Below are 19,418 nucleotides of genomic sequence, written 5' to 3'. Positions count from 1 at the left end.
TAAAGTAAAAGGGTAGGGGATTCTATGAAAAAAGTTAGAAGGAAACGAGTAATGCTAATCAGTCTAGCATTTTTCATGGTGCTAGCTAATCTTTCCTTAACCAATATACATGTTAAGGCTGGGGTAAAGGAAGCACCAGAGTTTAGAGAAGGTTCTGTTCATGATCCATCTGTAATTAAAGTGGACGACACATTCTATGTGTTTGGTTCACATTTAGCAGCAGCTAAGTCGACCGATCTGATGCAGTGGGAACGAGTTGCTGATGGTGTGAACAGTAGTAATCCTCTGTTTGATGATGTAACAAAAGAGTTGTCAGAAGCGTTGGAATGGGCGAATTCTGACACACTTTGGGCAGCAGATGTCACTCAGGTTGGTGATCAGTTTTTCATGTATTATAACGCATGTGAAGGAACTTCTCCTCGTTCAGCCATGGGGTTGGCAATCGCAGATGATATAGAAGGACCGTATGTTGATCAAGGGATTTTCTTAAAATCAGGAATGTGGGATCAAGAGAGTGAGAATAAGGGGGAAGTCTATAACCCTACTGTTCACCCGAACGCCATTGATCCACATGCTTTTTATGATGCGGAAGGGAATTTCTGGTTGTTGTACGGTTCCTATTCTGGTGGGATTTTTATTTTAGAATTAGATGCTATAACGGGTTTTCCAATCGAAGAAGGTTATGGTACTCATCTAATTGGAGCGAATCACGCAAGAATGGAAGGTCCATACATGCAATATAGTGAAGAAACAGGCTATTACTATCTTCATTTGACTTATGGTGGATTGGGAGCAGGACATGGTTACAACATGCGTGTTATGCGTTCGGAAAACCCTGATGGTCCATTTTATGATGCAGCAGGAAACTTGATGGAGGATGTTGGGGGTCCTGCTGGTTCGATGTTTGACGATGATGCAATTGCCCCTTATGGTGTGAAAACAATGGGTGATTTCTTGTTCAGACGTTATTCCGATGAACCTGGTAATGGATTTGGTACAGGGTACGTATCTCCTGGTCATAACTCGGTGTACACAAATGAAGAGGGGGAGCAATTCTTATTCTTCCATACGAGATTTCCTTACCGAGGAGAAGCTCACGAGATTCGTGTTCATCAAATGGTGATGAATAGTAACGGATGGCCTGTTGTTGCGCCTTATCGTTATGCAGGTGAAAAAGTAGAACCGATTGCTGAAGAAGATGTGTACGGAACATATAAATTTATAAATCATGGATTAGAGTTTTCTGGAGAGATCAATGAAGCTGAAATTATTGAACTTCATGAAGATGGTACACTTAGTGGATCTGCAAACGGAAAATGGAACCATTATGATGAATTCCGTATAACACTTTCCATTGATGGAGCCGATTATGATGGAATGTTATTAAATCAGTGGAATCCTACTACAAGAGAGTTTGGCATTACTTTTGCAGGAATTGCAGATAACAATATGACTGTCTGGGGAAGTAAAACGATTGATGGAGCAGGTTCAGCCGTTGACGATTCAGATGATGAAGATTTGGAGAAAGATTCTGATCAAATAGGTACAACAACAGAAATAGAAGAAACAGAGGTAGAGACAACCTACTTATTGTGGGTAATTATTAGTGCAATCATCGTTGTAGTAGCTATAGTTTTAATAGTAGTTAAGAGAAAAGGAAATAAGTAACTGGTTAATCCTGTTGTGCGCATAGCATGACAGGATTTTTTACATCTTTCTTCCTAGTTTAAAGACTTGCAAATTAATCTTATGTATCCCGGATTTCTGCTTAAAAGCAAGAAGAAAATCTGGAGTTTAAATGGGAGTAACTCATGGTTTCTCTTCCAAGGAAAAAAGGGTATTAGCTTATTTTTTTAAGGCCAATCATTGAGAAACACCTAAAACCCTCAACGATTGAAGGTTTACGTTATTATTGCTGCTAAACTTATACGTACAAAAAATAACTTTCTTATATATGGTAAAGTTCTTAAGGTATGATATAATAAAAAAAATATGATGGTTATACAAAGAGGTTGTTGGGAACATATATACAGAAAGAAAGGATGATACGATTGAAAAAAATAGCTGTGTTAACTTCTGGTGGAGATTCGCAAGGAATGAATAGTGCGATTCGCGCAGTTGTTCGAACTGGACTTGCTAATGGTTATGAAATGTTAGGTGTGAAAAGAGGATTTAAAGGCTTGATGGATAATGATTTTATCCCTTTAGGGTCAAAAGAAGTAAGTGATATCTTATATCGCGGAGGAACTTTTTTGCAATCTGCTCGTTCAGAAAAATTTAAAACAAAAGAAGGTCAAAAAAAAGCAATTGCTAATTTAGCTGAGAGAGGAATTGACTACTTAGTTGTCATTGGGGGGGACGGTAGTTATAAAGGGGCAGAAGTTTTACACCAACAAGGAATTAAAACATATGGTTTGCCTGGCACGATCGATAATGATATTCCGTTAACGGATTATACGATTGGGTTTGATACAACACTTAATGTGGTAACCAATGCGATAAGTAACCTTCGTGACACAATGAGTAGTCATGAACGAGTAAGTGTAATCGAAGCAATGGGAAGGTCTTGTGGAGATATTGCATTACAGGCAGGCATTTCAAGTGGGGTCGACGCCATTCTTGTTCCTGAGGTAGAAGCTGATATTGAGGGAATTGCAGCGAAATTAAGAGCAGGGTTTGATCGTGGAAAAACGCATAGCATCGTTATAGTTGCTGAAGGTGCAGGTAAAGCGGATGAAGTAGCAAAAAAAATAAAAGAATTAACGAACTTGGATACAAAACCAACTGTGTTGGGGCATATTCAACGTGGCGGTACCCCAACAGCATTTGATCGTATTTTTACGAGTCGTATGGGGCACAAAGTTATTGATCTGATCAAACAAGATATTTCTGGTGTGGCCCTAGGTATGGAGAAGAATGAAATTACTTATCATACATTCGAAGAAATATTTGCTGCAAAAAATACAATTGACAGTCAGTTATATCAAATTTTTCATGATCTTATTTAAAAAAAGTGTTCAGCTATAGAAATGGCTGGACACTTTTCGTGATTTTGGAACAAAGTCGTAATACTCCCTCTTCAAAACATCAAGTTAAGAAAGAGAAACGGATACTAGTGGCACCCCGTGGGTTCAAATGCCTTTAGGTCTTGCTTGAAGTCTTACAATTAGTGGGGCAATACTTTAAAAGCCCCCATGCTTAAAGATTCACTTTTGCATATAGCTATTTCTAAAATTAAGTAGCGTAAGCATTATCTTTTCTATTTGGATGGAATGTCCGTATAATAAGTATACACGTTCGATTTAAATGGGGAGATGATTTTTATGGTAAACATTTATGATTATGAAGCATTAAAAACAAATGGGGAACCAGTATCGTTACATAACTATAAAGGAAACGTCATGTTAGTGGTGAATACTGCAAGTAAGTGTGATTTCACACCACAGTTTGAGGACTTACAGAAATTATATGATAAGTATCAAGCCGATGGATTAACGATTTTAGGCTTTCCTTGTAACCAGTTTAACGCACAAGAACCTGGAACAAATGAAGAAGCAGCTGAATTTTGTAAATTGAATTATGGAGTGAATTTTCCGATTTTTAGTAAAGTTGATGTTAATGGGAAACGAGCAAATCCAATTTTTCAATTTTTGAAAAAAGAACAGCCATTCCAAGGCTTTGATGAGTCTACCATGAATGGAAAGTTATTGAAAAAAATAATTTCTGATCGTTATCCGGAATGGGTAATCGGTGATGATATTAAGTGGAATTTTACAAAATTTCTAATTGATCGCGATGGACAAGTAGTGAAACGTTTTGAACCAACGGACGAGCCGTTTGAATTTGAGAAGGATGTTCAAGCATTATTATAGGTGTAATTTTTTTATCTTTAATATAGATGCAAAAGATTTTTTAGTATAACAGTAGGGTCTGATGGTGACAAGCGTTCGATTGTCACCATCAGACCCTTACAAAATATAACTTCTTAATTTTACAAATAAACTTTTCCACCTGTTTCGATGGATTGCAAACAGGCTTCGATTACTTTTGTGTTGTTTCTAGTATTATCAAAATCAATCAATGGCTCGGTGTTATTTATAATTGCGAAAGAGATATTCTCTACTTGGTCACGATACTGGTCAGTAACGACAGTCTCTGTTCTACGAATGTTTCCTTTATCAATAATAATTACCCCACCGCCTCCTCCAAGATCTGGACGGTAGGCATGAGGAACAATGATTCTACCTTCTGTACCAATTACCTCATATTCATCACGCCAAGCCACATCAAAACTACTATCTAATACGGCCGATATATCCTTTTCGAATTCGCAATAGGTGACAGACGACGTTTCTACTTGATATTCTGGATCAATTTTTGCGTGTGTAGTGACAGCGATCGGTTCCATTTGTAGAATGTTTCGCATGGCATGGATATTGTAGCAACCAACATCATACAAACTTCCTCCACCCAAATCCTTGTCCAATCGAATATTAGTCTTTCGATCGGTTAAATGAAAGGAGAAGCTACCTTTAAACAATTTTACTTCACCAATTTCATTATCTTTAATCAATTCACGGACACGGTGATGTTGTGGGTGGAAGTGATACATATATGCTTCCATAAAAATTACATTGTTCTCTGCACAAGCTTGCTCCATATCCTTAATGTCAGCCTCTGTTAACGCTGCGGGCTTTTCACATAAAATATGCTTTTTTTGTTCAGCTGCTTTTATTACCCATTCTTTGTGTAAGTGGTTAGGTAAGGGAATATAAACTGCATCGATTTCTGAATCATTTAGCATTTCCGTATAACTGTCATAGGCCTTAGCAATATGAAATTGTTCGGCCACTTCCTGTGCTTTTCCGCTTAAACTGGAAATAGCAACTACTTCTGCATTTGTTGCGCGTTGAAAAGCAGGAATTAATTCAAATTGAGCAATTCCAGCCGTACTCATGATTCCCCAACGTACTTGTGTCATGAAAATGATCACTCCTTTATTATTGATATCGTTTTCATCTTACCATACAGGAAAGGTAAGTGTCATTAGAACTGTTGATGTGATTGTATAGAGTGTGCACAAATAAGAAGTGCAGTTAATTTCTAAAGAAGGAAGCATATAGTGGAGAATGCGAATAAATCGGAAAAGATGCGAACAAATCGTAGAGAATGCGAATAAATCAGAAAAGATGCGAACAAATCGCGGAGAATGCGAATAAATCGGAAAAGATGCGAACAAATCGGAAAAGATGCGAACAAATCGTAGAGAATGCGAATAAATCGGAAAAGATGCGAACAAATCGTAGAGAATGCGAATAAATCGGAAAAGATGCGAACAAATCGTAGAGATTGCGAACAAATCAGAAAAGATGCGAACAAATCGCGGAGAATGCGAACAAATCGGAAAAGATGCGAATAAATCGCAGAGAATGCGAATAAATCGGAAAAGATGCGATTAAATTCTCAAAAAATGTTTACAATACCAGAAACTGCATTCCTCCCAATGGTTCGTCCGCCCTCCTAACGTATTTCACAAAAAAGGACGCGGATGTAATAATATCATCCGCGTCCCTCTGAAAATTATAGATTGAATTGTTTCACTTGACCTTCTAACACTTCGGCTAACTCCGATAATTCTTCTGCACTCTTTGAGACTTCTTCCATGGAGCTATTTGTTTCTTCAGCCGATGCTGCAGTCTCCTCTACTGCTGCGGCAGATTCTTGTGAAATAGAAGCGATCTCGTCCACAGATTTATTCATTTCCTTACTTTCATTTGCTATAGTATTTAGCTCGGATACAATCGATTCAACTTTTTCCACCATCTCAGAAATGGACGTGTTAATATTTTGGAAAGACTCGCCGGTAGATTCGATTTGCTCAGAACCTTTATCCACCTCTTGATATCCTGTTTCAAGTGACTGTGCTACTTGACTGGATTCAACCTGAATGGATTGAATAATTCCAGAAATGTCTGTTACAGAATTACTAACCTGTTCAGCTAATTTTCTTACTTCATCTGCAACTACAGCAAAACCTTTTCCTTCTTCCCCTGCACGAGCAGCTTCGATCGCTGCATTTAAAGCTAGTAAGTTTGTTTGATCAGCAATTTCTTGAATCACGGCAACAATTTTTCCAATCTCTTGTGATTTCTTATCTAACCCTTGTACTTTAGAGAAAGAATCTCGAACAATCTTGTGAATGGATTGCATTTGATCAACAGACAGTTTTATTTGTTTCGCACCATCAGTACTTAATGCCATTACTTGATTTGAATTATCTGCAATTTTTTCACTATTATTAGAAGCCGTAATAATACTATGATTGTATTTTTCCATCATTGTTGCTAAATGGGACGCACTATTAGCTTGTGATTCGCTCCCTGATGAAAGTTCCTCCATTGTAGCAGCAATCTGTTCACTACCTTCTTTTACTTGATCAGCAGATTTTGATAACGTATCACTTTGTTCTGTTACTTGATCAGTTGCGGTCATTATTTTCCCAATCATCGAAGTCAGATTTTGCTTCATTTGATTAACTGCAGCAGCCAGATCATTAAATTCATCTTTTCCTTTTACTTGCACTGCTTCACCTGTTAGATCTCCTTCAGCTAAACGCTTCATTTCATCACTAATCTTCTTCATGTTGAGAAGAAGTGTTTTTGTAAAGAATATAACAATGAATAGCCCGATGATCGTTGCAACTGCAACAGTTAACATATTTGAAATGAGAATATCTTGACGAATCATCCCTGCTAAGTGTGACATATCGAAATCAAGACCAATTACTCCGATTGTTTGTCCATCTTCACCAGCTACTGTTCTTGCGGCAGATATGACTGATTCGCCTGTCGCTGTATCTATGTATGGCGAGGTCCAAATAACTTCTCCTCGATTACTAAGTGCCTCATTATACCAATCTGCGTTTCTAGGATCATAGCCAATTAAGTCTACATCGGGTATATTATCTAGATATATTGCGCCTTCTGTTGTTCCGAGAAATAAATTAATGATATAATCTCTATCAGAAGATAGTGTGGATAAGTATTGTTCATAATGATAAGTTAACGCTGGATCATTAGCTAAAGGCATATTACTTAGTGCACTGGTAGATTCATCGGTAACAGAGACGTTAGCATAGTTTAACTCCTCATCTTGACTAAGTTCCTCAATGAATTCTTCGTACGTGTTAAAAATATTTTCATATTTAGACCCTAATGTTTCAAGCTCTTCTTTTTCAATGTTAACACGTTCAAGTATTGCTGTTTGGTGATATGCTATGTATCCAGTAATAAGGCTGGGCAATACTAGTAACACGACCATAAAAAGTGGTAATTTTACTTTTATCTGTCTAATTTTTTTCACGTTCTTCATCCCCTCTTTGATTATCTATATAATTTTAGCACTTAATGAAAAAATTGTCGAAAGAATTTCTTAAAAAAGTAAAAAAGTAACTATATATGTCAGATAATCTAACATATAGATTGCAGACAGAGAAAGGATGAACAGGATGAGCTATTCTGGTTGGTTGATTTATAATGCAGGACTGATCTCAAAAAAGTTTACGGAGATGAATCGTTGGTACGAGCAAGCAGGACAATCTATTAATATGGAAGTAACATCTATAAAAAATACAGAGGTATATGCATTTATAAAGGAAAATCAATTGTTTGTAGATGGTCAAAAAAACAACCCTGATTTTGTCTTGTTTTTAGATAAAGATATCCGTCTTGCCGACCAATTTGAGCGTTTAGGGATCCCTGTCTTTAATTCAAAAGAAACAATTGATATCTGTGATAATAAAATTACGATGTACCAAATATTAGCTCAACATAACTTACCAATTCCAAATACCATTTTTGCACCAATGATTTTTCCTGGAAATGTAGAAGCTGATGCAGCATTTCTCGATTTTATTGAAAAAGAATTAAGCTATCCTATGATCGTGAAAGAAGCGTATGGTTCATTTGGTGCACAAGTTTATTTAGTGAAAAATCGTAAAGAACTTGAAGAGAAAAATCGGGATTTACTACATATCCCTCATTTGTATCAAACGCTCATTGAAAGTAGTGTAGGACGTGACATTCGGATCCATATTGTCGGTGATAAAGTAGTTGCTTCGATGATGCGTAGTTCGATAGAAGATTTTCGTGCGAATGTAACGAATGGTGGAAAGATGGAAGCAGTTGATCCTCCTGAATCTTTTAAAAAATTAGCTATTCAAGCATCATTGGCAACAGGGGCAGATTTTTCTGGCGTGGATCTACTTTTTGGGAAAAATGGGGAGCCTATCATCTGCGAAGTTAATTCCAATGCGCACATTAAGAACATTTTCGATTGTACTAGGGTTGATGTAACAAAGGATATCTTACAATATATTAAAGTACAGCTAACGAAAAATTCTTAAATTGAAATAACCAAAAAAGAATGCTCTTGTAAATGAGAGCATTCTTTTATTAGTATAGGAAGGTTGAAAAATCAAACTTTCTTATAAACTATCATTTTCTGTTTCTCCCGCTGGATCTTCGACAGGATCTTCCGTTGGTGGAGTTTCTACAGGATCCTCAACTTCGCCATTACAACCTGCTAATAATCCGACAGATACTGCAAATGTACCAAGAGTCATTAAAACTTTCTTTTTCATGTAAAAAACCTCCTTAATTGTTGTTAGAATTACAATACCCGGATAGGAAGTAGCCTAATCACATTTCATCCAATTGTAATTTTTTTAACGTTATTGTAATATTCATCCGTAAAATGCTGACGAAAAGTTCTTTTGAGTATTAACGATTCTACTAGTCATGTGCCGTCAATGACGTCGTTATCCAAACCATCGAATTCATTGTCGTTAGGATCCTTAACAATCTGGTTTAAAATTACTTAATAGAATTTAGATAGTTAAACAGATAATTTGAACTGTATTGTGATTTCATCAAGATAAGGTGTGTTGTTAAGAGAAAATAGTAGTAGGAAAATCTCCTTATTTATGATAATATTGAACTATATGGAAAAAGGCAAAACTATTGAAAAATAGTGACGCAAAGTCACAGGTCTAATGTAGATTACATTCTACAATGATGGCTGGACTACCCGAATTATGTGTATATCTGGGCAGTCCACTTTTATAAAGTGGGCTTTTTTACTTGTATGATTAGTCTCGTAATACAATCACTAATGTTGATTCATCTGGATAAAACGAGTATCGAGATTAAAGCTGTACAACTAGAATTGGAGGTAACAAAATGAACAGAGAGAGACCACGATCGTCAAGGAAAGATTGGGTTTTATTTCTCAGTATTATTATATTGGGTGTGCTTGCTCAAATGTATACGCTTCCACTAGTCTTTGGAATCTCAATAAATTCTGCAGGTATCTGGTATTTTGTTGCACTTCGATTGTGGGGGTTAAAAAGAGGAATGCTGTCAGGGGTATTGATTAGCGTGATAGCATTTATGCTTGATTCAACAAATACATATACGTTCTATTATTTGATCATTGTATTGATTGTTGGTAGTTTATATGAAAAGAGAGGGAAAGACATATTTACTTGGACATTTGTCTGTTCCATTCTATTATTTTTGGTTCCCTTTATAACGAGTTTTGTAATCGATTACAATGATTGGTCTACACCTGTCTCCACCTTTTTGTTTATTCAATTTTTAGTAGAACTATTATTCGCGGCTTTGATTGCTGATATATTCGCCGTCTATTTGCCACATGTTCCGCTTATTCAGAAGTTTTTTTGTAGGAAGAGTCGACTGTATTTTGGACAGATTATTTTTAATATAATCGTAGTTTCTGCTGTTACACCAATTATTATCCATACGATTATACAAGCATGGATGATGCAAGAGGATGTTTTGTCACAATACCAAACAAGACATCAAGTATTAGAGATGACCTTGAGTGAACGTGTGAACCAGTTAGATGAAGTTGAAATACAACGTCTTTACTTAGGTTCAGTAATTGAAAAAGGGCATTTGAATAACAGGTTGGATCAATTTATTGGTGAATCGGATCAATTTATTTATATTTTTTCGCAAGATCATTCGGTCTATATGAAGACACCAAAGGCGCCTGATTATTCAGGATTTCAAGAAAAACTTGTTGAAGGGGTAGTCGCACCATATCAGTCGGATCAGTTCCTTTGGGTTAGAGGGGATGGTAGTAGTGTAAGAGACTGGAAGCATGGTTATTTTGTTACAACCACTTCATTCTTGAATAAACAAGTAGATTTGTATATTCCGTTAAGAGCAGATGTTCAAAAAAGTCTCGAAAGCTTAACCACTTATTTTATCGCAATTATGTTCGTATTTACTGCTTCCTTTCTATTTGGAACGTTAGGGAATTATATTTTGACGAGATCTCTAAATTACTTGACAGTGACGACTAGTGAACTACCAGAGAAATTGGATTCCAAGGAAACGATACCTGCGCGAACAACAAGAATTAGTGAGTTTTCCGAACTGGGTAACAATGTAGAAAAGGTAGGAATGGAATTAAAGCGAATATTTTCTGAATTAAATGAGAAGAACAGATTGTTGATGGAAAGAACAGAGCAGTTAGTATGCTCGGAAAGAGAGCTATTTCGTGTTGCTCATTATGACGAACTAACCAATTTACCAAACCGTCATACTTTTTATCAAGATATCCAAAAACTTGTTGATAATAGCGAGCTTTTTGCCCTTCTATTTATCGATTTAGATAAATTTAAAGATGTAAATGATACGTTTGGACATAGCGGTGGAGATCAATTGCTAAAATACTTTGCAAACAGATTGCTTCAATTTGAAAAGCAAGTCGAACATATCCAAATTTACCGGTTGGCAGGCGATGAGTTTGTAGCAATCTTGCAGACTGAATCTAACTCAAAGGTTTATGAGATATGCAATGCTTTATTAAAAAATATTAAAAAACCGATTACTATCGATCAGAAAGAGATCCAATTAACAGCTAGTGTCGGTATTAGTTTTTATCCTACCGATGGGAAAACAGTGGACGCTTTATTACATGCAGCAGATCTAGCAATGTATCAGCAGAAGGAAAATGGTAGAAATGGATTGAATATTTATCGCGAGGAAAGGGGAGAAAATGATGAAAAAAGCTAGGTATAATACGTTATTTGTTGTCTTACTCATGCTGACTGGCTGTGTTTCCTCTTTTACATTCTCCCCTTATGAAAAAAGAATAGATACACCTGCTTATAGTGAGAGGGATTATTCTTCACCGAAAGCAGAACAGGAAGAACTAGTTATTTGGACGCACGATAATTTTCTGGATGGATCGATCGAAAATTTTCAACAATATTATCCTGATGTTCATTTTGAAGTGAAAATCATTGATCAAGTAAATGTAGTGGAAAAATATCACGAGAGTATGATTGATGGACAGACACCCGACCTCTTTATTATTCCAGACGAATTATTAGGCTCGTTCTCGGGAATCGATGGATTAGAAGATTTATCAAATCCTCTGTATTACGATCAACAGTTTTTCGGTAAAAGGCCAAGTGGTTTGTTAGAGAATTACTATAATGCTTTTGGAGAAATGTATGCATTTCCGGTCTTGTTTTTTCCTTATGTAACATATTATCGATCGGATATTTTGGAGCAACATGGTTTTCCAGATGATCCAGAACAGTTAAAGGATTATTTAGCTGACTTAGAACAGTTTATTGCGATGGCGGATATTTTAAACGAAAATAACCATTATGTAGTGGATTCACCAAATATGTTAATACAAACAGCTCTACGGTCATCAAATTTTTTTACAGCTGAACATGAATATTTAGGACAAAAAGGCGGATTTTCAGATATGATTCAGGCTGCAATCGTTTTAAGTGAACGAGAACTAGCTCCTCTTGATTTAAGTATCTGGACGGGTGAAGGCTTGACCGCACTGAAAGAGGATCAAATCGTTATGTTTCAAATGGGTAGTTATGGTCAAGATAGACTAAAGGACTGGGTTCCTGAGCAAAGCGGAAAATGGCGAATTACCTCCTTACCATTTGATTTAGCTGGTATCGATGCGACAGCTAGCTCGTCCGTTGCTATTGCTTCGACGAGTGAAAACAAGCAATTAGCTTGGACATTCGTCCGACATTTCGCAAATAATATGCTGGAAATGCACACAGATCTAGAAGATGATCCTTTTTATGATCAAGAGAATTTAGCTGAATTTCACTGGACTATTATGGAAGAGGAGAAATTAGGTATACCTAGTATGCTTGATCACGAGGTTAGAATTGTGTGGACAGAGGCGCTTTACGAATTCAGTAATGGAGAACCAGTTGGCCAGAGCAGAGTTAACAAGGTTCACAGGAATGTAAAAAGTCGTATTCGATACGACCAAAGAGGATTGCAACAGGGACAATGATTTTTCTCTTTGTTACAAGATAAAACATGTAATTTTTTCTATGTTAAGGTGTATCTTGGTTTTATGATATGAGATCCTTTTTCCTTTAGAGCAATTGTCTGTAAAACTTCCTTTTTAATAAAGTGAGGAGGGAATAACCGACACTAATAACCTGAACATTTGAATAATCTGTGGAGAAGGTTAAAGCTCTACTATTTATTTTTCGTTATCGTAGAGTAGGTGTTGATGGATTATATCTATTATTCAAAAAATACTTGTACTTATTTCCTTTTTTGATATACTATGAAAATAGGACTATGATTGATCATTAACATACAGAATGGAAGAATGCTATGAGTAGATTAAAACAAAAAAATAATAGAGATAAATCAGTGAAAAAATCGAAAAAGAAATGGTGGATACTTACACCGCTAATTATAATAGGCGTATTGATCTTAACAGTAGGAATTTATGCGTGGGTTGTGCTTAATAATATAAAAAGTACGGTTGATTCAAGAATGTTTGAGCCAGTAGGTTCTATTAATACGGAATTGACACAGAAAAAAATCGAAGACCGAGAAAACTTGAACATTTTATTACTTGGGATCGATGCTGAGACGTCGGATAGCGGTCGTTCCGATGCTATGATGATTATGACATTAAAACCTGGAGAAGACCAGATGAAGTTAATCAGTATTCCTCGTGATACAAGAGCACCTATTGTTGGTCGAGGTACGACCGAAAAAATTAACCATGCCTATGCATATGGTGGGGCTGACATGTCTATTCAAACAGTCGAGAATTTTCTTGGTATTGAATTGGATTATTTTATGCGAATTAATATGGCTGGACTAGAAGAACTGGTAAACGAGTTGGGTCCAATTACGGTTAACAATGAAATTGAATGGCGTGATAGCAACTACCATTTCACAAAAGGTCCAGTTGAGATGGATGGAGACAAGACGATGAGTTATGTTCGGATGAGAAAACAAGATCCGACAGGGGACTTTGGTCGAACAGACCGCCAGCGTAGAGTAATTGAAGGCTTGATTAAAGAAGGTGTTAAGGTTCAAAATGTGACCCGAATTGGTGAAGTTACCAATATATTAGGAAACAACATGGGCACAAACATGGAGTATAATGACATGATGCGTCTATTCAGAAATTATAATAACACTTTTAAGAATTTTGAAAGCTATCAGATCCAAGGATCGGGAACATCAATCAATGAAAATGGTCGAAATATTTATTATTATATTGTTCCAGATGAAGAAATAGCTAATGTTAGAAATATGATTGAATCATAAAATAGATCGAGCAGAAACACGTATCGTGTATCTGCTCGATTTTTTTATAAGATAAACATAGTATGTTTATCTTGTAGGAAAGTGTCACCTTATAGCTTCTCACCATCAGTCCTTGAAAAATTTAGCTTCTTCATTGTTTGTTAAAAGGACAAGGTGGTTTTCCTGTTTTTTTATCTGTTATTAAAACGGGGTGAAATGTTTTTATTTTTGAATTCGACTTTTTTGCATCTAATCAAATAATAGCCATATCGTTACGCAATTCCAGCATAGACTGTTATAATTGTATTCATATAATGGGGGAGATTTTAGATGGAAAATCTAAAGGACACATTTTTTGAAGTATTATATTCAATTATACCAATAACCGTTATTTTGATTATTTTACAATTCACGGTGATTTTTTTACCGACAGAAGTATTCCTTCAATTTCTCATCGGTGTTATCTTGGCTAGTATCGGTATTTTCTTATTCCTATTAGGTGTTCAAGTTGGCTTATCACCAGTCGGTGAGATGATTGGTTCCTCGCTATCAAAGACGAAAAAAATAAGTCTCATTTTAATGTTTGGATTTCTGCTTGGCTTTGTCGTAACGATGGCAGAACCTGGTGTTCGAGTATTAAGCAATCAAGTTGATTTCGTATCTGATGGAGATATATCCAGTAGTATGTTAATGATCGCAGTAGCAGTAGGAGTCGGGGTTTTTGTCGCCTTAGCATTAGCGCGAATTATCTTTGATATTTCTTTGTTAAAATTACTGATCATTGGTTATTTGATTATTTTTGTACTGGCCTTATTTACACCGTCTACCTTTGTACCAATATCATTAGATGCAGGTGGTGCTACAACTGGTCCTATGGCAGTTCCTTTTATTTTAGCACTAGGTGTTGGTGTTACTTCTGTTCTAAGAGGGAAGGCTACGTCTGGTGACGGATTCGGTCTCATCGCATTAGCTTCAATCGGTCCTGTTATTTCCGTATTGATTTTGGGAGTGATTTACGGATGAACATTACTATTTTCCAAGGGTTTCTTGCTGTTTTATCAGAAGTTTTCTTTGCGCTAATACCACTACTTGTCTTCTTCATCTTTTTTCAAATCTTCTTTTTACGATTATCGCGACGTAAAGTGATCGATACTTTAGTTGGCTTTGTTTTGACCTTTATTGGATTATCTCTTTTTTTGCAAGGAGTAAATATTGGCTTTTTACCAACTGGTGAAATGATGGGAGAACGTTTAGGAGCACTGAATAGTCAATGGCTTCTGATCCCAATTGGTTTTGTGCTTGGCTTCTTTGCAACCTATGCTGAACCTGCAGTAACCATCCTTATTCATCAAGTAGAAAAAGTATCAGCCGGTTATATTCCGCAGCGTATTTTGTTGTACACTGTTTCTATTGGAGTGGGATTGTCGATGGCACTTTCCATGGTGCGAATTTTATTAGGCATTTCCTTATGGTACTTTATTCTTCCAGGATATCTTTTGGTATTTTGGTTAGCAAAAAACTCAAGTAAACTCTTCACCGCGATTGCTTTTGATTCGGGTGGGATCGTGACGGGGCCGATGATTGCAACGTTTCTATTAGCAATGTTTGTAGGAATTGCTACTGTAATTGATGGTCGCGACCCCATGATTGATGGCTTTGGGATGATAGCCTTAGTTGCCCTGGCTCCCATTTTGTCCGTCTTAGTGCTCGGTCGATTATATAAGCAGAATGGAGGATCAGACGATGCTTAATCGAATTACAGATCATAAACTAATTGTCACGATTGTAAAAAAGGATAAAGCAAAAAAAATCGTTCATGCGACTCGATTGGCTGGAGCTCAAGGAGGAACAACACTACTTGGTAAAGGTTTTCGTTTGAATGAAAAGCAAAGATTCCTCGGCATCCCAATTGAAAGAGAACGTGAAATTATTTTTACGATTGTCTCTAGGGATATTTATTATGATTGTTTAACAGCAATCGAATCGAGTGCACAACTAAACAAACAGAAGACAGGGATTGCTTTTGTTATTGATATAAAAAAAGTGACGGGAATTTCCCGGATGTTAGGTAATGCTATTGCTGACTGTAGCGAGGAAGGAGTAGAGGCAAATATGAATGTCCCAGCAGTTTATTATGATTTGATTGTTACAATTGTCAATAATGGAGATTCAGAAAAAGTTGTTGATGCTACGAAACGTGCCGGTGCAGAAGGTGGAACAATCATACATGGTCGAGGAACTGGTATCCATGAAAAGGCAAAATTATTTAATATTTTAATTGAACCGGAAAAGGAAGTAGTTTTGACATTGATAGAACGGGAAAGAACGGAGGAAGTTCTTCAAGCAATCAATGAAGATGCAGCATTAAATAAGCCTGGTAAAGGCATTGCTTTTGTTCTCGAAGTGGAAAAAACAATAGGAATTAATCACATTTATAACGAGTTACTTGGTCAAAAGTATCAAGATTAAGAAGGAGAGCTACCACGATTCAATCGTCGTAGCTCTGCTCTTTTGGTTTTATCCCGAGCAATCGTCCGTAAGACTCCTCCTTCAAAACAACGAGAAAATCAAAGTTGATTAAGTGGGAGTAACGGACGCTAGCACCCCGAATGGTAGGTCATCCTTTAGGGCTAACAATCAGCGGGGGAATACCTAAAAACCCCACTGCTTGAAAGTTCACTTTATTCATCTTTTTTGTTATTCGATTCCTTTGTCGTTGTTTTGATATTGTTTTGTTTGGTTACAAAAAATGCGATTGCAATGACAACAAGGGCGGAGAGGACTAGCACAGTAAGTAGTAAGGAATTCTCTTCTTCCTCTTCTGTTTCATCAGTAAATTCTACAGGTTCTTCCTGATCAGCGTCTTCATTAACTGTTTGTTCTTCTTGTAGTTCCTCTTCATCCACCGGATCAGTTTCTGATTCTGTTACAGGTTGAGGTGGAATAATCTCTTCACCATCTTCAATAGTAAATGTTGCGTCGGCAGGATCAACTAAATCAGCTTCGCTAACAAGACCAATCGAATTTCCATGGATGATAGCTATATACATATCATCGCCATATGTCTGGAGAGAATATGCATTAGCGTCTGCTAGGCCTACTGTTTTATGGAATGTTGCTCGTTCAGCAAATTCTTCTGAGCCGTCATTTTTCTCTAGACGTAATCCGTTTTCGTGTCTAACTAAATAAATGCCAGGATTGTTTTCACTCTGATAAGAAACATAATTATCTCCAGTCTCTAGTAAACTGCTTGATTCATACCAGCGAAAATCAAAACTAGTTTCATTCACTTCAGCTAGTCGAAGAGCAATTGCTAATTGTCTTAAAGCTAAATCGCTATTAAGTGGTTGAATCAACGAACTTGATCCAGAAACCCCCGATGCGGTTGGGGTGATTTTTGCGATTGAACCATCTTCATAATAATGCAGACGTTCAATCGCAACGGAGCGATTATACTCGCCACCACCTGGAAGCGCAGTATTGTGATAAATAAAATACCATTCATTTTCAAACTCTAGTACCGCGGGATGACTCGTACCGCTATTAGGGATTCGATCCATAATTTTACCACCGAATTCCCAAGGTCCTTCAGGGCTATCACTAGTGGCATAGCCGATTTCTTCCGGATAATTCATTGCATAAGTCATATAATATTGATCTTGATATTTGTGTAAGTAAGGCCCTTCTGTAAAAGTCCCAGGCATATTATGAATTTCTACTTGAACAATATCACCATCAAGTTCAATCATGTTCTCTTTTAATTTCGCGTAATATAGATGAGTATTTCCCCAATATAAATACGCTTGTCCATCATCATCAATAAAAACAGTTGGATCAATCACATCCCAAGGGTCATTTCCCATTCCAGCCGGGCTATCAGTCATTGCAGAAGATACGAGAGGCTCTCCTAACGCATCCTTCCAACCGTGGACAGGATGATCAGAGACAGCAACCCCAATTGCATATCCTGGTGCTACTGAACTATTGTTACGTACTGTAGTGTACCAATAAAAATTTCCATCGCGTTCAATTGCTTGAGATGCCCAAGCGGTATCATGCATCCCCCATGTGAATGCTGTACGTTCAAGTGAACCTTCATATTGCCAATCGTTTAAATCAGTTGAAGAATAAATGCTCCATTTTTTTAAGACGAAGAAATTATCATTCGGTGTAGCTTCATCTTGCCCAGTGTATAGATAAACTTTTCCATCATGTACAATTGCAGCAGGATCTGCACTATACCGATCTTTAATGACTGGGTTACCATCAGCATGATTACTTGAAGGAAGAGATAGGAAAAGCAGCACGCCAATCATGGTTAATAATAGCTTTTTTTTCATTGTAAAACCTCCTTAATATGTAGGTGTAAAATTGGGCAATGAAGTTAATTTTTAAAAAGTTATTGAAAGCGATTCCATTACATAATAAAAGTATATAGAACTTGTTCGTATAACTCAATGAATAATGTGAGATGCTCTCTTAAAAAGAAAAAAGATTAAATAAACATAAAATACTTACAATCATTATTAGTTTTAATATCCTGTTATTGGTTTTTTAAAAGTTAGATTTCAAGTATAATAGTAATTAAATTACAGAATGGGATGTGGTTGTTTTGCTAATTGGTGTACCGAAAGAACGAAAAAAGAATGAAAACAGGGTAGCGATGACCCCAGCAGGAGTAACTTCTCTAGTGAGCGCAGGCCATCATGTGCTGGTGGAAACGGAAGCTGGTATCGGAAGTGGAATTACAGATGACCAATATTTAGCTGTCGGTGCTGAAATTGTTTCGACAAGTAAAGAAGCATGGGATGCAGAAATGGTAGTAAAAGTGAAGGAACCCCAACCAGAAGAATTTCAATTTTTTCGTGAAGGATTGCTTTTGTTTACTTATTTGCATCTGGCTGCTGAGCCCGAATTAACCAAAGCTCTTTTAGACAAAAAAGTTACAGCTATTGCCTATGAAACAATTCAACTGGATAACGGTAGTTTACCGTTGCTTACTCCTATGAGCGAAGTTGCGGGGAGAATGTCTGTTCAAATTGGGATGCATTGTTTGGAAAAGTTACAAAGCGGTAAAGGAATATTACTAGGTGGAGTACCTGGTGTAAAACCGGCAAATGTAACAATCCTAGGTGGTGGAATCGTAGGCACGAATGCAGCAAAAATGGCTTTAGGAGCAGGAGCGAATGTAACCATTTTAGATGTGAACCCAAGACGTTTAAGAGAGTTGGATGATCTGTTCAGTGGACAAGTAACTACAATCATGTCCAACGAATTACACATTGCCGAGGAAGTCCGAACAACGGATCTCTTAATTGGGGCAGTATTAATACCGGGAGCAAAAGCACCACAATTAGTTACGGACGACATGATTCAGACAATGGAGCCTGGCACAGTAGTCGTCGATGTTGCGATTGATCAAGGTGGATCGATTGAAACGATTGACCATATCACTACTCATGATGCACCGACTTATTTAAGACATGGCGTAGTTCATTATGCAGTGGCAAACATGCCTGGCGCGGTGGCACGAACATCGACTTTCGCTTTAACGAATGTTACTTCTCAATACGCAGTAGAACTAGCGAATAAGGGCTTTGAACAACTTGTAAAAGAAAACGAAGCGGTACGAAAAGGGATTAATACTTACCAAGGAAATGTAACGTATCAGGCAGTAGCAGATGCATTAGGTTATCCGTATTCTTCTTTAGAAGATTGTTTGGCAAAAGATGTTGTCGTATAAAGTGTGAGCCTTAAGCATTACAGAGGAAATTCTGTAAT

At 36.9% G+C, this 19,418-nt stretch carries 17 protein-coding genes and 1 riboswitch; of the genes, 13 read left to right on the top strand and 4 right to left on the bottom strand.

The features are described 5' to 3' along the window. Positions 1-24: 24 nt before the first annotated feature. The 3 genes from OWO01_RS11125 to OWO01_RS11115 all read left to right on the top strand — a co-directional run bounded on the left by OWO01_RS11125 (position 25) and on the right by OWO01_RS11115 (position 3,872). Positions 25-1,668, top strand: a complete 1,644-nt coding sequence (locus OWO01_RS11125) for a glycoside hydrolase family 43 protein (RefSeq protein WP_268780538.1) — start codon at positions 25-27, stop codon at positions 1,666-1,668. A gap of 374 nt (positions 1,669-2,042) precedes the next feature. Further along, positions 2,043-3,008 carry a 6-phosphofructokinase gene (gene pfkA / locus OWO01_RS11120; protein ID WP_268780537.1) on the top strand — a complete coding sequence of 322 codons (966 nt, stop codon included), beginning with the start codon at positions 2,043-2,045 and terminating at the stop codon, positions 3,006-3,008. 315 nt (positions 3,009-3,323) lie between these two features. Further along, positions 3,324-3,872, top strand: a complete 549-nt coding sequence (locus OWO01_RS11115; RefSeq protein ID WP_268780536.1) for a glutathione peroxidase — start codon at positions 3,324-3,326, stop codon at positions 3,870-3,872. Between the two features lie 119 nt (positions 3,873-3,991). Here OWO01_RS11115 and OWO01_RS11110 read toward each other — a convergent pair whose 3' ends face one another. Continuing rightward, positions 3,992-4,981 carry a Gfo/Idh/MocA family protein gene (locus OWO01_RS11110; protein WP_268780535.1) on the bottom strand — a complete coding sequence of 330 codons (990 nt, stop codon included), beginning with the start codon at positions 4,979-4,981 and terminating at the stop codon, positions 3,992-3,994. 188 nt (positions 4,982-5,169) lie between these two features. Between OWO01_RS11110 and OWO01_RS11105 the strand changes: the two genes are divergently transcribed. Further along, positions 5,170-5,319: a hypothetical protein gene (locus OWO01_RS11105; RefSeq protein WP_268780534.1), complete on the top strand. Its 150-nt coding sequence runs from the start codon at positions 5,170-5,172 to the stop codon at positions 5,317-5,319. After that, on the top strand, positions 5,310-5,459 hold the full coding sequence (locus OWO01_RS11100; protein ID WP_268780533.1) for a hypothetical protein: 150 nt from the start codon (positions 5,310-5,312) through the stop codon (positions 5,457-5,459). Before OWO01_RS11105 ends, OWO01_RS11100 begins: the two co-directional genes overlap by 10 nt. 121 nt (positions 5,460-5,580) lie before the next feature. On the opposite strand, the gene OWO01_RS11095 is transcribed toward OWO01_RS11100, so the two are convergent. After that, the gene (locus tag OWO01_RS11095; protein ID WP_268780532.1) at positions 5,581-7,371 is read right to left on the bottom strand and encodes a methyl-accepting chemotaxis protein; all 1,791 of its coding nucleotides are present in this window, start codon (positions 7,369-7,371) and stop codon (positions 5,581-5,583) included. Between the two features lie 136 nt (positions 7,372-7,507). Between OWO01_RS11095 and OWO01_RS11090 the strand changes: the two genes are divergently transcribed. Next, positions 7,508-8,404, top strand: a complete 897-nt coding sequence (locus tag OWO01_RS11090) for an ATP-grasp domain-containing protein (RefSeq protein WP_268780531.1) — start codon at positions 7,508-7,510, stop codon at positions 8,402-8,404. 81 nt (positions 8,405-8,485) lie between these two features. On the opposite strand, the gene OWO01_RS11085 is transcribed toward OWO01_RS11090, so the two are convergent. Then, positions 8,486-8,641, bottom strand: a complete 156-nt coding sequence (locus OWO01_RS11085) for a hypothetical protein (protein WP_268780530.1) — start codon at positions 8,639-8,641, stop codon at positions 8,486-8,488. A 359-nt stretch (positions 8,642-9,000) separates the two neighbouring features. Beyond that, positions 9,001-9,091: riboswitch (cyclic di-GMP riboswitch) on the top strand. A gap of 148 nt (positions 9,092-9,239) precedes the next feature. Here OWO01_RS11085 and OWO01_RS11080 point away from each other — a divergent pair. The 6 genes from OWO01_RS11080 (at position 9,240) to OWO01_RS11055 (ending at position 16,106) form a co-directional block, all read left to right on the top strand. Then, entirely contained in the window at positions 9,240-11,105 is a 1,866-nt protein-coding gene (locus OWO01_RS11080; protein ID WP_268780529.1) for a diguanylate cyclase, read from the top strand. Then, on the top strand, positions 11,092-12,372 hold the full coding sequence (locus tag OWO01_RS11075) for an ABC transporter substrate-binding protein (RefSeq protein WP_268780528.1): 1,281 nt from the start codon (positions 11,092-11,094) through the stop codon (positions 12,370-12,372). Before OWO01_RS11080 ends, OWO01_RS11075 begins: the two co-directional genes overlap by 14 nt. Positions 12,373-12,704: 332 nt before the next feature. Then, the gene (locus OWO01_RS11070) at positions 12,705-13,658 is read left to right on the top strand and encodes an LCP family glycopolymer transferase (protein WP_268780527.1); all 954 of its coding nucleotides are present in this window, start codon (positions 12,705-12,707) and stop codon (positions 13,656-13,658) included. A gap of 309 nt (positions 13,659-13,967) precedes the next feature. Next, on the top strand, positions 13,968-14,660 hold the full coding sequence (locus OWO01_RS11065) for a DUF1538 domain-containing protein (RefSeq protein WP_268780526.1): 693 nt from the start codon (positions 13,968-13,970) through the stop codon (positions 14,658-14,660). Continuing rightward, positions 14,657-15,388, top strand: a complete 732-nt coding sequence (locus OWO01_RS11060) for a DUF1538 domain-containing protein (RefSeq protein WP_268780525.1) — start codon at positions 14,657-14,659, stop codon at positions 15,386-15,388. The genes OWO01_RS11065 and OWO01_RS11060 overlap by 4 nt, the downstream gene beginning before the upstream one ends. Beyond that, entirely contained in the window at positions 15,381-16,106 is a 726-nt protein-coding gene (locus OWO01_RS11055; RefSeq protein WP_268780524.1) for a P-II family nitrogen regulator, read from the top strand. The genes OWO01_RS11060 and OWO01_RS11055 overlap by 8 nt, the downstream gene beginning before the upstream one ends. A 212-nt stretch (positions 16,107-16,318) precedes the next feature. Here OWO01_RS11055 and OWO01_RS11050 read toward each other — a convergent pair whose 3' ends face one another. After that, positions 16,319-17,977, bottom strand: a complete 1,659-nt coding sequence (locus tag OWO01_RS11050) for a family 43 glycosylhydrolase (RefSeq protein ID WP_268780523.1) — start codon at positions 17,975-17,977, stop codon at positions 16,319-16,321. A gap of 272 nt (positions 17,978-18,249) precedes the next feature. Here OWO01_RS11050 and ald point away from each other — a divergent pair, with 272 nt between their 5' ends. Further along, positions 18,250-19,380, top strand: coding sequence for an alanine dehydrogenase (gene ald / locus OWO01_RS11045; RefSeq protein ID WP_268780522.1), 1,131 nt, complete (start codon positions 18,250-18,252; stop codon positions 19,378-19,380). Positions 19,381-19,418: the final 38 nt, after the last annotated feature.

The organism is Natronobacillus azotifigens (assembly GCF_026805325.1).
GTDB lineage: Bacteria > Bacillota > Bacilli > Bacillales > Amphibacillaceae > Natronobacillus > Natronobacillus azotifigens.
Note: the sequence above shows the minus strand (reverse complement) of the source record. Positions and strands in the feature narration are given on the sequence as shown.

Coding starts and splice junctions, on each gene's coding strand:
- OWO01_RS11125 (WP_268780538.1), top strand. CDS start 25: ATGAAAAAAGTTAGAAGGAAACGAGTAATGCTAATCAGTCTAGCATTT.
- pfkA (WP_268780537.1), top strand. CDS start 2,043: ATGATACGATTGAAAAAAATAGCTGTGTTAACTTCTGGTGGAGATTCG.
- OWO01_RS11115 (WP_268780536.1), top strand. CDS start 3,324: ATGGTAAACATTTATGATTATGAAGCATTAAAAACAAATGGGGAACCA.
- OWO01_RS11110 (WP_268780535.1), bottom strand. CDS start 4,981: ATGACACAAGTACGTTGGGGAATCATGAGTACGGCTGGAATTGCTCAA.
- OWO01_RS11105 (WP_268780534.1), top strand. CDS start 5,170: ATGCGAATAAATCAGAAAAGATGCGAACAAATCGCGGAGAATGCGAAT.
- OWO01_RS11100 (WP_268780533.1), top strand. CDS start 5,310: ATGCGAATAAATCGGAAAAGATGCGAACAAATCGTAGAGATTGCGAAC.
- OWO01_RS11095 (WP_268780532.1), bottom strand. CDS start 7,371: ATGAAGAACGTGAAAAAAATTAGACAGATAAAAGTAAAATTACCACTT.
- OWO01_RS11090 (WP_268780531.1), top strand. CDS start 7,508: ATGAGCTATTCTGGTTGGTTGATTTATAATGCAGGACTGATCTCAAAA.
- OWO01_RS11085 (WP_268780530.1), bottom strand. CDS start 8,641: ATGAAAAAGAAAGTTTTAATGACTCTTGGTACATTTGCAGTATCTGTC.
- OWO01_RS11080 (WP_268780529.1), top strand. CDS start 9,240: ATGAACAGAGAGAGACCACGATCGTCAAGGAAAGATTGGGTTTTATTT.
- OWO01_RS11075 (WP_268780528.1), top strand. CDS start 11,092: ATGAAAAAAGCTAGGTATAATACGTTATTTGTTGTCTTACTCATGCTG.
- OWO01_RS11070 (WP_268780527.1), top strand. CDS start 12,705: ATGAGTAGATTAAAACAAAAAAATAATAGAGATAAATCAGTGAAAAAA.
- OWO01_RS11065 (WP_268780526.1), top strand. CDS start 13,968: ATGGAAAATCTAAAGGACACATTTTTTGAAGTATTATATTCAATTATA.
- OWO01_RS11060 (WP_268780525.1), top strand. CDS start 14,657: ATGAACATTACTATTTTCCAAGGGTTTCTTGCTGTTTTATCAGAAGTT.
- OWO01_RS11055 (WP_268780524.1), top strand. CDS start 15,381: ATGCTTAATCGAATTACAGATCATAAACTAATTGTCACGATTGTAAAA.
- OWO01_RS11050 (WP_268780523.1), bottom strand. CDS start 17,977: ATGAAAAAAAAGCTATTATTAACCATGATTGGCGTGCTGCTTTTCCTA.